The organism is Entomohabitans teleogrylli (assembly GCF_001484765.1).
Lineage (GTDB): Bacteria > Pseudomonadota > Gammaproteobacteria > Enterobacterales > Enterobacteriaceae > Entomohabitans > Entomohabitans teleogrylli.
On the sequence record NZ_LLXO01000031.1, the window covers coordinates 28,872 to 41,556 of the forward strand.

Genomic DNA, 12,685 nt, shown 5'->3' on the forward strand with positions numbered 1-12,685 from the left:
GCCCGCCCCTGTGGTATTTGCCTGGTGGAGCCAAAGCGCAATGAAAAAGACAGGTCGCGTAACAAAGATATTCCTGACTGGTGTGATTCTCAGCATCGCTACGTGCAACGCCGCGCTGGCGGCGCTGACCATCGATCGTACCCGACTGGTTTACGACGAAGGCACTAAGTCACTGAGCCTGAATATCACGAACCATGATGCCGCGGCGCCCTACCTGGCGCAGGGCTGGGTGGAAGATGAACAGGCGCAAAAAGCGGCCGAGAAATTCGTCACCATTCCACCGCTGCAGCGCATTGATGCCGGCGGGAAGTCCATTGTGCGCATTGAAGCCATGCCGGATACCGCCTCATTACCGAAAGATCGTGAAAGCGTGTTCTGGTTCAACCTGCGAGAAATCCCGCGCAAAAACCAGCAGGGCAACGTTCTGGTGCTGGCGCTGCAAACATCAATAAAAGTTTTCTGGCGCCCGAAAAACCTGGCGGTTGATCCCTCAGCCCAGGTGTTACCGGGCGCGGATAAATTAACGCTGGAGATGAAGGGCAACAGCATTCGGGTCAATAACCCCACGCCCTACTATTACTCATTTGTTGATATCCGGCGTAGTGAAAAACAGAAAGGCGTACCGGGGTTCGAAGCCACTATGGCGGCGCCGTTTTCCAGCATCGATCTGCCGGTTAACCCCGCGGCGGTAGGCCAGACGCCGGCGCTGATCTACGTCAACGACTACGGCAGCATGAAAGTCCTGTCGTTTAAATGTAGCGGCGCCACCTGCCGTAGCGATGGCAAGAACAGCAAATAAGTTATCCGGCGGGAAAAACACCGGAACATAGCAAAGGATGAACGAATGATGGTTTCAATCGGGAAGACGCGACATTACTGCCTGGGCCTGCTTGCCGGACTCTTTGCGCCATTACTGCTCGCGGCGAATAACGGCTCGGTTACCCAGGTGACGATTTCCGGCGTCATCATTGATACGCCAGCCTGCACCATTAACAACCAACAAACCATCCATGTTTCGTTTGGTAGGGTGGGAGTCAATAAAGTGGAGAGCGGTGATTTTCGCCAGCCGATACCCTATAACGTTAGCTGCGATCAGGGCGACACTACGGGTATGACGCTGAAATTAATCCTTACCGGCAGCGCTGCGGATTTTGATGCCGACAATGCCACCATTGTCTCTACTGAACGCAGCGATCTCGGCATCAAAATTTATCAGGATGGCGAGCCTTTTAAACTTAATGAACCGGTCGGTATCAGTGCCGATAACATTCCGCAACTGGAAGCCGTACTGGTACAGAGAAGCGGCGTTACGCTGAATGAAGGGGATTTCAGCGCCACGGCAACATTAAAAGCAGAATACCAGTAACGGCGCGCCAGCAGGATAATCAGGCAATCACTATGAACATATTCACTGTTATTAAAAAACGTTTCGTCTGGCCTCTCGTCGGCGCTCTATTATTGCTGAGCGGCTTTTCCGCCAATGCAATTCTGACCTACTCATGGCCAGTGCCCGCCTATATCGTCGGGTTTTATTTACAAAACATCAGCGGCGCGGTCTGGTATAACCCACGCGGCGCCTTCATCTCACAGACATTTACCGCCTGGGACTGGGATGAAAACACCACGGTACAGGAAGCCTTTGCCAGTCGTGGCCTCAATGTCGGCACACGAATTTATTACGGCCCCTATCATATCTGGGATGATACTTATTTCATGGGAGAAACCAGCTTACGCTATTTTGATACCTCTCAGACATTTAAGTCTTTTGCCGCCACTGTCAACTCACAATATGGTGGTTCCTTTGCCATACAGAATTACAGCAATGTGGGACAGCGGAATTTTGTTTGCTACGGGTTTGGCGTCAATACACCCGCCAGCGGTGCGGGAGCATGGTCGACGATTAAAACCACCATGTGGGATGGGTACCCGAACAGCGCTATCGGCAGTCCGGAATGCGTGGGTTATTCCGGCGTTGTTTCCCAGTGGTGCGCAATGGAAACAGCGAATATTGATTTCAATTTCGAGACGCTAAACAAAAGCGAAGCGACCAATAAGGTATTAACTAAACCGATTGAGGTTTCCTGTACCGCTAACGTTGCCTTTAAGCTCGAACTGGTAGACGGGAATGCTATTGCGCTGTCAAACGGCATGATCGCGAATCTGAAAATAGACGGTCAACCATTAGGCGGGACGTTATCCGGCGTGAGCGGTATAAATCAATATCAGCTTTCGGCGCAGCTTTCCGGAGAGCCGACCTCTACCGGGACATTTACCGGTAGCGGAATTATTGGGGTTCGTTACCCATAGTGAGAGCAGTTGTACTGGATGAAAACTTTTATACCTTTTGCCATTCTCCGGAGTGGCTTTTTTTTTACAAAAAAGGGACTCATTATGAGTCCCGCATGTTTGGATCAAAAATCCATTAATTAACCTGGTGTTTAAAGCGCAAATCCCCCAACCGCGCCAGCCCACCAAATTTTTTACATAGTGAATACTGGCTGCTGTAAATGCTTTTATTACTGCACTCAAGGGTTCTGGCCATATCAGCCACCGATTTGCCCTGCGATAAATAGCGCAGTACTTTGACTTCCCGCTCCGAAACCATCTGGCTTTTGGGCAGCGGGACAAATTTAAGCTGCATCACCTTCCGAATTCCTCGCGCCATTTTGTCCGTTCCTTCCGTCACATCCAGCACACTGACAATTCGCCACTCGCGATTAGCCCAGTATTTTGCCAGCGGCAACATTTCTTTATCGGCAAGCAAAATAATGCGCATATTGTGTTCGGATAAAAACTCGATCCATTCATCGTGAATAAAGTAAAGCAGATTGTCGATAGAAAAATCCACAAAAATGATCCCGTAGTGGCTATCGACAGAAATGCTATTACCGAGGATATCATTTAGCGCCATTTTAAAAAATTGATTATCCTCCGGCCAGATAGCGGTCTTTGTCCGGGAACAATTCATATCACGTACAGAATTACCTTCCACATCCCGGCATTGGGATTGACAGCCAGCACAATTGAGCGATGAAAAAGTTGTAAATTTCATAGAATAATAGTCCTGATAATTTAAATTCACGGTCAGACTTAAAATAAGAACTTAAAATACCCACGGTCCGTTCCGGTTACCCTTCTCTCTTTTCATGTCATCACGTCTGATACTGAGCAGGCGATGAAAAAAGCGCACAATAAAAACCCACTATGTTAATCGGGCATTAAGGCGCTGACATCTCAGTACAATCGTGATGGCTTTATGGGGCGCGTTCTATGGCCAGTAATTTACGGGATGGATATTTTTTTGAGAACATTTATCATCTTAAGTCGCGAGATCAACATATCAACCTGTTGATTTAAAAGCATATGATAAGAGAAATGTGATCCAGGTTAAGGCTGGCAAAACCGAAAAATCCGCTTGAGAAACGGTCCGAAAGGTGATAAATGCGACCTGGTCTCAGCTGATAAAAAGTGCTTTTATCGGTCCAGATAAAGAGTCACAGTATTGGTTTTCCACGGATGGCTGAACTATACTCGGTAGCAAAAAGAGGCCTGCCTGCATGATCTACCAGTTCGTTATCGATAATAAATTTTTATTCACACCGCAAAAAAACTCTATTAAAAATATTGAGACCGGGCAGGAAACAACACTTAATTCACCGGCAGCACGCTGCCTGGAAACGCTGGCGCGCAACCGCCGGCTCGTCACCCACGATGAGTTATATATCAGCGGCTGGGGTAATTCAGAAAAAGAGCCAGCGCCTAACACACTTTATCAGAACATTCTGTTAATCAGAAAAGCCTTTAAAGAACTCTCGGGAACGAGTAAAGATTACGTTATTACAGTACCACGGAAAGGGTTTATTTTTGACGAAGACGTTCATATTGAAGTACTGGAAAATGTCGGGCAGGCCAGCGCTCCCCCGTCTTTAGCGGAGGAGGTTGATGAAACGCTAATAAAAGAGGCTGCAGACGAACCAAAGTCCACCACAATTTCCCGGCCAGCCATTGCACGTAACCAATACCTGATCCCCGGACTATTTTTTCTGGCCACCCTGCTGTTGCTGGGCTGGTTGATAAAAAATATGTCATCTGGTAACGAACGCACCATTTTTAAAGATGGCTTCGTCTACTATAAAGAACTGAATGGCTGCACCTTCTATGTCGATAAAACCATCACGCTCAACCTTCTCAATAAAAGCTCAGACACCGCGGCGGTTCAGTCATTGTGGAAGAAAGCCAGCGAGGACAATAATTTCTCCTGTTCCGCCTATCCGTATCGCTATGTGGTGTTATTTAAACAAGAAAATGCGGTGCGCGTTCTGGCATGCTCCAGGGCGGGAGATGCCGATGAAGAGCAATCCTGTATCACCCTATATAAGAGGAGCTCACAGTGAACAGTAGAAAGTTGACCCTTTTCAGCGGCGGTCTGTTTCTGATTGCTCTTGGCTTGTGCCTGTTTCAGTATTTTTCTAAGGATAAGCACGAGTCTGATTTCACCTGTCGGGCAAACTTCAGTATTTTCTATGATGAAGAATACTATGTGGGCGCGGTACAGCTTTCCAGCGTCAACGATAAAGGCGTCATCACTATGCTGGGGATTTACAGTGATAAGAACGGAAATAAAACGCCGGTCAGGCTGTACAATGACCTGAACGTTAAACGTAACGAGAATTTATTTACTTTCCTGTTCCTGTCTTCTCACGTCGAGCCGGTGGGGCTTAGCGATAACGCCAACTTTACCCGCATGTTAATGCCGTACTTTATGAAAGGCGGGAAAAGCCAGGCGATTTACCACATCTACACCCTGCCAAACGGTCATAAGGCGATCAGTATCGGTAAACTCCCGGTGGTGCTGTGCCATCGTATTGATTGAGACCGATTGCGGACGCTTCAACACACAGCTTACGAAGCCGCTGAAGCCGGGTAGCGCTGTGTTTATCCGGCCCGAAACGTGCGTCCGGCAAGGGCATCTGCCATTGCTTTTCCCCACCGAAAATAGTACGGTCACACAAGGAGAATTCTTCGTGGACGGTAATAAATTATGCCAATAATTCAGTCTGTTGAACGTGCTTTGCAGATCCTCGACCTGTTCAATGAGCAGGCGACGGAACTCAAAATCACTGAAATCAGTAAACAGATGGGATTGAGCAAAAGCACCCTCCATTCGCTGCTTAAAACCCTTCAGCTTCATGGCTATATCGATCAGAATCCGGAAAACGGCAAATACCGTCCGGGGATGAAACTGGTCGAACGCGGCCACTTTGTTATCGGCACCATGGATATCCGCCAGAAGGCGAAAAGCTGGCTCACCGCGCTCTCGCAGGAGACCGGGCAGACCACCCATCTGGGGATTCTGGACGGCAATGAAGGCGTCTATATTGAGAAAATCGAAGGGAAGCAGGCGGCTATCGCCTATTCACGCATTGGTCGCCGTTTGCCCGTGCACGCCACCGCCATCGGTAAAGTCCTGCTCGCCTGGCTTGGCGATGAAGAACTTGCCGCTGTGCTGGAAGGCTATCAGTTCACAGGCTTTACGCCCGCGACGATTACCGACCGCGCCGCGCTGCTAGCGGCGCTGAAAGCAACCCGCCACAATCATTATGCACTGGATAATGAAGAAAACGAGCCGGGCGTTCGCTGCATCGCCGTGCCGGTGTGGAATCACGAATCGCGAGTGATTGCCGCCCTCAGTCTCTCCACTCTTACTTCCCGCGTGAACAACGACGAGCTGGACACCTATCGCCAGATGCTGATGGACGCCGGGCTGGGGCTGTCGAAGACGCTGGGCTACCGCGAGCGCTAGCCCAGCCTGCCGTTAACTTTCTGGCTGATAAGAGAATGAGGCGAAATCGGCGTAACAGCCGTCGCCGCTGATATCCTCGCAGTGCAGGCCAACAAACGCCCCGGTAAAGAAGCCCCTGCCGCCGATATAATCATCGGAGAGTTTCCACGCTTCGAACGTCAGCGGAATAGTCTGCCAGTTGTCGCCATCAAATGAATAGCTGTAGCGGTACATCAGATTATCCACATCCACCCGCAGCCAGACGTTTTGCGCATTCTCCGGCACCAGAATCGGATTATCGTAGAGATGCCAGTGCGCCACGTTGTGGTCGAGCTGGATGATCTTCAGCGTTCGCCCGCATCCCTCCTGCCAATCCATAAAGCAATAGGTCCAGTTTTTGCTGTTGTAGTAACAGGTTAGCCCGGCACTCTGCTGGAAATGGCGCGGCGCAAAGGACATCTGCGTTTGCGCATGAAAACGAAAATGCTGCCAGCGCCGGGCAACCGTCGACTGGGTAAAAGTGGAGTTCAGCGAATCGTTGCCGTAGAGGCGTAAAAATCCCGGTCGCGCAGTCAGCGAGCCAAGCTGGTCATCAAACGGAATGCGCAGAGTCTGCAGTTCCTGGTCGAGCCTTTCGCTGTCAAAGTCAGTACGCCACGCGCCGCTACCTGCGGCGGCCTGTTCCGTCATTCGCGGCCCCGGCACCGTCAGCGCCGCGTGTTTGCCGCCTGCAACATATGGCCAGCCGTCGCGCCACTCAATACGGGTAATCCCCGTCTCGCGTCCGAGCGGGCAGTATCCGCGCCCGCCGGCCGCTAATCGCGGGATACCCGGCAGATGCAGCGGTCGACTGGTCAGGTACGCCATGTACCATTCGCCCGTATGAGTCTCGAGCAGCGAACCATGGCCGCTCTTTTGCAGCGGATTTTCCGGCAGATGCCAGCTGGTCATCATGGTCACGTCAGGATGCAGTTCATAGGGTCCATCGATGTTTTTCGCCCGCAGCACCACGACCGCATGTTCGTAACTGGTTCCCCCTTCCGCCACCAGCAGATAGTAGTAACCGTCGCGGCGATAAAGATGCGCCCCTTCGGTATAGCCGAGCGGCGTGCCGGTAAAGAGCGTAGTACGCTGCGGCGAGAGGGTTTGGGTATCGGCAAAAAATTCCTGCATCACAATGGTGTTATGCGGGTTGCTGTGGTGGCGCGGCCCCCACGGACGATAGAGGTAATATTTGCGGCCATCGGTATCATGGAATAGCGAAGGATCAAATCCGCCATTGCCCATCGCAATCGGCGCACTCCATGGCCCTTCAATCGATGGCGCGGTCACCAGGAAATTGCGGCCATTTTTCCACGGCGAATCGACAACTTTCACGTCGGTGTAGAGTAACCAGAATTGGCCATCGGCGTAGCTCAGGCAAGGTGCCCAGATACCGCCAGAGTCCGGGTTCCCTTTCATATCCAGTAGCGCGACGCTGTCGAGCGGCGTACTGACCAGCGACCAGTTTTTCAGATCGCGGGAGTGATAAATACGCACGCCGGGGAACCACTCAAAGGTCGAGGTGGCGATGTAGTAATCCTCTCCGACGCGGCACAGCGACGGATCCGGGTTGAAGCCGGTCAGGATCGGGTTTTCAATCTGATACATGGTGCTCTCCTCAGTTCACCGCCGCAGCGGCATCGGCAGGGTGTGTTTCAGGCTGCGCGGTGCGCTGGCGTTGCAGTTGCTGGCTGATCTCTTCCACGCGTTTGCTGCTCAGTTTGTAGAACGACAGCAGCGTAAACATACCGACGTAAAGCACTACCGGCACGATGCAGAAGAGAATTTTGATGGTCGTCAGGACGTTATCCGGCTGCACAGCGCTGCTTGCCGAGTAGCTGGAGAACGCGAGGATCCAGCCCACCAGCGCGCCGCCAATCGCCAGGCCGATTTTCAGGCTGAAGAGATACGTCGAGAAAACCAGGCCGTCGAGGCGGCGCCCACTGCGGCTCTCTTCGTAATCCACCACATCAGACGCCATCAGCCATTGCAGCGGCGTGGTGGTGTTAAAGACAAACAGGAACAGAATATTGAGTGCGAAGATGAGTGCGATATTGTCCGATGGAATAAAGAAAATACTCAGGCTAATCAGCGAGTAAACGCCGATAATCCACTTAAACGAAGTGACGCGGTCAAAGCGCCCGAGCAGGCGGGACGAGCAAAGGGAGCCGAACATGGTTGCCAGGCTACCGTAGAGCAAAAACTGCGTTGCCAGCTCGGGATGATCCATCACGTATTTCACAAAGTAGAGCGTTGCGCCGCCGCGCACCACGTTTGAGCCGGTCGCCATCATTTTGAAGGCGCACATGATTCGCCACTGGCTATTACCCATTAATAGCTTCAGGTCTTTCTTAACAGAAGCGCCAGGTTGAACATCGAAGGTATAACGCTCTTTCGTGGTAAAGAAACAGACAAACAGCAGTACCACGCCGCAAACGCCCAGCACACACATTGCGCCAAAATAACCCACCTGTTCGTTACCTTTGCCGATAATATTGACCAGCGGCAGGGCAATACCGCTGATCGCTAACGAACCGGCGGCGGCGAGGAAAAAACGCCATGACTGTAAGGCATGGCGCTCTTTCGGATCGGCGGTAATGACGCCAGGCATGGCGCAGTAAGGAACATTAACGAAGGTATAGACCAGGGTCAGTAAAATATAGGTAATGGATGCGTAAATAATTTTCCCCTGGGCGGAGAAATCTGGGGTATAGAACGTTAATACGCAGACGATACCAAACGGAATCGCGCCCCACAGCAGATAGGGGCGGAACTGGCCGTAGCGGGTGCGGGTACGATCGACCACCAGCCCCATCAGCGGGTCGGTGACCGCATCCAGTACGCGCGAAATCAAAAACAGGGTACCCATCACGCCCGCTGACAGGCCGAAGACATCCGTGTAGAAGTACGCCAATAAAAACATTGTCGCCTGCCAGACAAAACCGCAGGCGGTATCTCCCAGCCCGTAGCCGATTTTATCTTTCATGGTTAACTGCATTTCTACCTCCAGGTCATATGAGAGGGATTCATTGCGAATGGCCGGGACCTACAAAATAAAATGCGTGAACGTGCACTTTGTGAGGAATACACCCTTTACTCGTATGTTTATTAGATAACGCTGACAATCTGGATTGTAGAAAGCAATTATACGCAGCAACAATTATCTTTTTTGTTTTCATAATTACGCTTTTTAACTTATGTGATAGCAATTCACTTTACCTGGAAACAGAAACGGATATTCCTCCCGCAAGGGATAATATATTTTGAAATAACATTATTAGTCGCCGAAATATCTATCCGGCGACCAGGAGAATTTATTTTAACTGTTCAAAGGCCGAGTGCTTTTTTCCCGGCATTAAGCACCTCAATAATTTTATCCGTATCATAGATGCACCCTTTCCAGGTACCACCGCTTACCGCCTGCAGCGCGGCCCACAGGCGCGTATCGTCGGGCAGGTAGTCATGGGCCTTCAGGCCGGGATGCAACTCGCGCTCCGCCAGTACCGCGGCCCCCTCTTCCGGCGTCAATCGCGCCTGCGCGCTGCCGATAAAGTTCACGCTGCCTTTCAATGACAAGCGATCGACCACTATCTCAATCACATCGCCATTGCGTAGTTTGCCAATTGGCCCGCCCGCCAGCGCTTCCGGCGCCACGTGCCCCAGGCAAGCGCCGGTGGAAACGCCGGAAAAACGGGCATCGGTAATCAGCGAAACCGTTTTCCCCCACGAGATATGCTTCAGCGCCGAAGTGAGCTGGTAAGTCTCTTCCATCCCGGTGCCGGAGGGTCCGCCGCCGATGACCACCATGATATCGCCCTGTTGGATCAGCCCCTGTTTGATGGCTTTGATCGCCGCCTCTTCCGAAACAAAAACGCGCGCCTCACCGGTATGGCGATAAACACCATCCTCATCCACCACCGACGGATCGATCGCCGTCGCTTTGATCACCGAGCCTTCCGGCGCGATGTTACCCACCGGGAAAGCGACTGTTGAGGTCATCCCTCTGGCTTTTGCCCCTTCCGGCGACAAAATCACCTCATGCGGCGCCACGCCGTCCCGATCGCGCAGGCACTGGCGGAACTTCGCGCGGCGTTCAGAGCGCTCCCACCAGTCAAGGTTTTCACCAAGCGTCTGCCCGGTTACGGTCATCACATCTTCATGCAGCAGTCCCAGCCGACGCAGATGTAACATGACCTCCGGCACGCCGCCCGCCAGGAAAGCGCGCACCGTCGGATGATAGTCCGGCCCGTTGGGCAGTACGCTCACCAGACGCGGCACCCTGCGGTTGATGGCGCTCCACTGCGCGACATCCGGCAGGCGACACCCGGCGGCATGGGCGATAGCCGGTATGTGCAGCAACAGATTCGTGGAACCGCCAAAAGCGGCATGCACCACCATCGCATTCTCAATCGCTTTATCGGTGAGGATATCGCGGGCGGTAATGCCCTGATCATCCAGCGCCATCACCGCGCGCGCCGACTGGCGGGCGATCTCCAGCCAGACGTCCTGGCCTGACGGCGCCAGCGCCGAGTGCGGCAGCGCCAGCCCTAACGCTTCGGCCACGACCTGCGAGGTACCCGCGGTGCCAAGGAACTGGCAACCGCCACCGGGCGACGCGCAGGCACGACACCCCAGCTCAGACGCCTCTTTCAGGCTCAGTTCATTGTTAGCGTAACGCGCGCCGATGGTTTGTACCTTCCCGGCATCTTCCCCGAAGGTGGGCGGCAGTGTCGCCCCGCCCGGCACGAGGATCACCGGCAGATCGTGCATTGACGCCAGCGCAATCATCGTTGCGGGTAATCCCTTATCGCAGGTGGCCACGCCGATCACCGCCCGCCGCGTCGGCAGCGAACGGATCAAACGACGAAAGACGATCGCCGCGTCATTCCGATAAGGCAGCGAATCAAACATCCCGTGCGTGCCCTGTGAACGGCCGTCGCACGGATCACTGACAAAGGCCGCAAAGGGAATGCCGTTCAGGCGGGTAATCTCTTTCGCCGCCGCCGACATTTGCAGGCCAATCTCCCAGTGCCCGGTGTGATAACCGAGCGCAATCGGGCGGCCATCTGAATGGCGAATACCGCCCTGAGTACCAATCAGCAACACCTCTCTGCCAGTGAGCTTGTTAGCATCCCAGCCCATTCCGGCATTTTGCGTCATGCCGAACAGATTGCCGCTCGGCGATTCCAGCAGCATCTGCGGTGTCAGCGGCAGCGCGCCCTGCGGCCCGGCGGCGTGGGTTTTCACCGCATAAAACTGTTCATCCTGCGGCGTAAAAATGGTGTTGATGGACATCTTTTCGCCCTCCCGCTCAGCAAAGTTCAAGGCGTTTCAGCAGCGCTTTCAACTGCTGGCGACGCACGTCATCCAGCACGCCGGCAGGCGGCATCGTCCAGGTCGACATCTTACGCCCGCACAACACCATCGCCTCTTTAATCACATTCACAAACGGCGTATCCAGTTGATAAATTTGCGGGACCTGTACCAGCTTCCGGTGAATTTTCGCCGCAGTGCTGAGGTCGCCCTCAAGGAATGCGCGCCACAGGTTTACCGACAGTTGCGGCGCAAAGTTTACGCTCGCTGAAATCGCCCCGTCGCCGCCCATCATCAGGGTATTGAACAGGTGATCGTCAAAGCCGCACAGCACGCTGAAATGCGGATGTTCCGCCTTGACGGTGTTAATCATGCTGCGGATATGGGCGATGGAATCGATAGTATCTTTAATGCCAACAATATTTTTGCGTGATTCCACCAGCCGTTTAACGATGGCCGGCGTGAGATCCTGCCCGGTCAGCGCCGGGAAGTTGTAGAGGATGACCGGCAGCGTGACGCTATCCGCCACCTGCTGGTAGTAGTGCACCAGATTCTGTTCCGACACTTTCCAGTAGTAAGGGTTAATCACCACGATCCCGTCCGCCGCGCACGCTTGCGCATGCTGGCTGAGGACTATCGTTTCGCGCGCGCTGGTGCCGCCAGTGCCAATCAATACCGGTACGCGCTTATTCACATGGCCCGTCACAAACTGTGCCACCGCCTGGCGTTCATCAACCGAAAGTTGGGAAAACTCACCACCGCTACCCAGGAAGAAAAGTCCATCCACGCCCGCGTTGATAAGGTCATCAATCAATACACCGGTGCTTTGCGGGTCGAATTGCCCGTCAGACGTAAAAAGCGTCGAGACCGGGGGAATGATGCCTGAGAACTGCACTGCTGGTTGCATGGAGACTCCTTATTTGTCTTTTGTTCTATATTATAGAACAACGTTCTTATATATAAATTCACTGTAATCCAGGCAGTGTGTAGAGGTAAATCAGACAGAGAGGCAGGCTGCGCTTTTTTTAGCCTTGATCACAAAATGGGCAGCAACGGGATGTGACCCTGACCTGAAAGCGTGCTTCGCTCAGAAACAGAACTCCGGCATGATGAATATTCCCCTGAACGGAGGTGGCGGCAATGCAATAGTCACGATTCACCGAAGCGCAGATTGTCATTGCCAGGTACGCCAGCGGCGTAAGCCAGAGCTCTCCGGTGCCACCTTTAACATGTGACGCCAGAAATATGGCGGGGTTTCGCCTTCAGGACTGAAGAACATGTGGTGGTTCCCTAACGATTGCCGGAAACAGGTAGCCAGGTGGTAACCGGCAATCAACCATCAGCTCACGTCAATCCCACGATGGAAGACAGCATCATGACAGAACAAATTTCTTTGCCTGATGACCAACGGGGGATATGCGATTCATCACGGGGTTTACGGATAACGGGTTCTATAAGCTGATCAAAAACGGTTTATTCCCGAAGCCAATCAAACCGGGACGCAGCTCTCGCGGGAAGAAAGAAGAAAAGTGCAGTAGCATACCGGCT

Annotated in this window: 11 protein-coding genes and 1 pseudogene; 7 read left to right on the forward strand and 5 right to left on the reverse strand. The window is 52.9% G+C overall.

The genetic code is table 11. From position 1 onward, the window contains the following. Positions 1-40: 40 nt before the first annotated feature. Genes AQ981_RS22580 through AQ981_RS22590 form a run of 3 tightly spaced genes read left to right on the forward strand, consistent with a single transcriptional unit; the run spans position 41 to position 2,307 of the window. Positions 41-799, forward strand: a complete 759-nt coding sequence (locus AQ981_RS22580; RefSeq protein ID WP_071608988.1) for a fimbrial biogenesis chaperone — start codon at positions 41-43, stop codon at positions 797-799. Positions 800-844: 45 nt separating this feature from the next. Further along, positions 845-1,366 carry a fimbrial protein gene (locus AQ981_RS22585; RefSeq protein ID WP_058914028.1) on the forward strand — a complete coding sequence of 174 codons (522 nt, stop codon included), beginning with the start codon at positions 845-847 and terminating at the stop codon, positions 1,364-1,366. Positions 1,367-1,398: 32 nt separating this feature from the next. Further along, positions 1,399-2,307, forward strand: a complete 909-nt coding sequence (locus tag AQ981_RS22590; protein WP_058914029.1) for a hypothetical protein — start codon at positions 1,399-1,401, stop codon at positions 2,305-2,307. 115 nt (positions 2,308-2,422) lie between these two features. Here the strand turns inward: AQ981_RS22590 and AQ981_RS22595 are convergent, their stop codons facing one another. After that, on the reverse strand, positions 2,423-3,052 hold the full coding sequence (locus tag AQ981_RS22595) for a LuxR C-terminal-related transcriptional regulator (RefSeq protein WP_082683253.1): 630 nt from the start codon (positions 3,050-3,052) through the stop codon (positions 2,423-2,425). A gap of 505 nt (positions 3,053-3,557) precedes the next feature. Here AQ981_RS22595 and AQ981_RS22600 point away from each other — a divergent pair. The 3 genes from AQ981_RS22600 (at position 3,558) to AQ981_RS22610 (ending at position 5,803) form a co-directional block, all read left to right on the forward strand. After that, a complete protein-coding gene (locus AQ981_RS22600) occupies positions 3,558-4,394 on the forward strand; it encodes a winged helix-turn-helix domain-containing protein (RefSeq protein WP_058914031.1) in 837 nt (278 codons plus the stop codon). After that, on the forward strand, positions 4,391-4,873 hold the full coding sequence (locus AQ981_RS22605; protein WP_058914032.1) for a hypothetical protein: 483 nt from the start codon (positions 4,391-4,393) through the stop codon (positions 4,871-4,873). The genes AQ981_RS22600 and AQ981_RS22605 overlap by 4 nt, the downstream gene beginning before the upstream one ends. Positions 4,874-5,041: 168 nt before the next feature. After that, positions 5,042-5,803 carry an IclR family transcriptional regulator gene (locus AQ981_RS22610; RefSeq protein ID WP_058914033.1) on the forward strand — a complete coding sequence of 254 codons (762 nt, stop codon included), beginning with the start codon at positions 5,042-5,044 and terminating at the stop codon, positions 5,801-5,803. 12 nt (positions 5,804-5,815) lie between these two features. On the opposite strand, the gene AQ981_RS22615 is transcribed toward AQ981_RS22610, so the two are convergent. The 4 genes from AQ981_RS22615 to AQ981_RS22630 all read right to left on the reverse strand — a co-directional run bounded on the left by AQ981_RS22615 (position 5,816) and on the right by AQ981_RS22630 (position 12,044). Then, a complete protein-coding gene (locus AQ981_RS22615; RefSeq protein ID WP_058914034.1) occupies positions 5,816-7,432 on the reverse strand; it encodes a glycoside hydrolase family 43 protein in 1,617 nt (538 codons plus the stop codon). Between the two features lie 10 nt (positions 7,433-7,442). Continuing rightward, positions 7,443-8,822, reverse strand: a complete 1,380-nt coding sequence (locus AQ981_RS22620) for a glycoside-pentoside-hexuronide (GPH):cation symporter (RefSeq protein WP_058914035.1) — start codon at positions 8,820-8,822, stop codon at positions 7,443-7,445. Positions 8,823-9,151: 329 nt separating this feature from the next. After that, positions 9,152-11,119, reverse strand: a complete 1,968-nt coding sequence (locus tag AQ981_RS22625) for a YjhG/YagF family D-xylonate dehydratase (RefSeq protein ID WP_058914036.1) — start codon at positions 11,117-11,119, stop codon at positions 9,152-9,154. Positions 11,120-11,135: 16 nt separating this feature from the next. Further along, positions 11,136-12,044, reverse strand: coding sequence for a dihydrodipicolinate synthase family protein (locus AQ981_RS22630; protein WP_058914037.1), 909 nt, complete (start codon positions 12,042-12,044; stop codon positions 11,136-11,138). Positions 12,045-12,512: 468 nt separating this feature from the next. Here AQ981_RS22630 and AQ981_RS28235 point away from each other — a divergent pair. Continuing rightward, a pseudogene (locus AQ981_RS28235) lies at positions 12,513-12,664 on the forward strand (helix-turn-helix transcriptional regulator); the annotation flags it as partial. Positions 12,665-12,685 lie beyond the last annotated feature (21 nt).

What these genes read in the sequence shown, in the direction of transcription:
- AQ981_RS22580 (WP_071608988.1), top strand. Translation starts at nt 41, where the DNA reads ATGAAAAAGACAGGTCGCGTAACAAAGATATTCCTGACTGGTGTGATT.
- AQ981_RS22630 (WP_058914037.1), bottom strand. Translation starts at nt 12,044, where the DNA reads ATGCAACCAGCAGTGCAGTTCTCAGGCATCATTCCCCCGGTCTCGACG.
- AQ981_RS22610 (WP_058914033.1), top strand. Translation starts at nt 5,042, where the DNA reads ATGCCAATAATTCAGTCTGTTGAACGTGCTTTGCAGATCCTCGACCTG.
- AQ981_RS22595 (WP_082683253.1), bottom strand. Translation starts at nt 3,052, where the DNA reads ATGAAATTTACAACTTTTTCATCGCTCAATTGTGCTGGCTGTCAATCC.
- AQ981_RS22585 (WP_058914028.1), top strand. Translation starts at nt 845, where the DNA reads ATGATGGTTTCAATCGGGAAGACGCGACATTACTGCCTGGGCCTGCTT.
- AQ981_RS22590 (WP_058914029.1), top strand. Translation starts at nt 1,399, where the DNA reads ATGAACATATTCACTGTTATTAAAAAACGTTTCGTCTGGCCTCTCGTC.
- AQ981_RS22620 (WP_058914035.1), bottom strand. Translation starts at nt 8,822, where the DNA reads ATGCAGTTAACCATGAAAGATAAAATCGGCTACGGGCTGGGAGATACC.
- AQ981_RS22625 (WP_058914036.1), bottom strand. Translation starts at nt 11,119, where the DNA reads ATGTCCATCAACACCATTTTTACGCCGCAGGATGAACAGTTTTATGCG.
- AQ981_RS22600 (WP_058914031.1), top strand. Translation starts at nt 3,558, where the DNA reads ATGATCTACCAGTTCGTTATCGATAATAAATTTTTATTCACACCGCAA.
- AQ981_RS22615 (WP_058914034.1), bottom strand. Translation starts at nt 7,432, where the DNA reads ATGTATCAGATTGAAAACCCGATCCTGACCGGCTTCAACCCGGATCCG.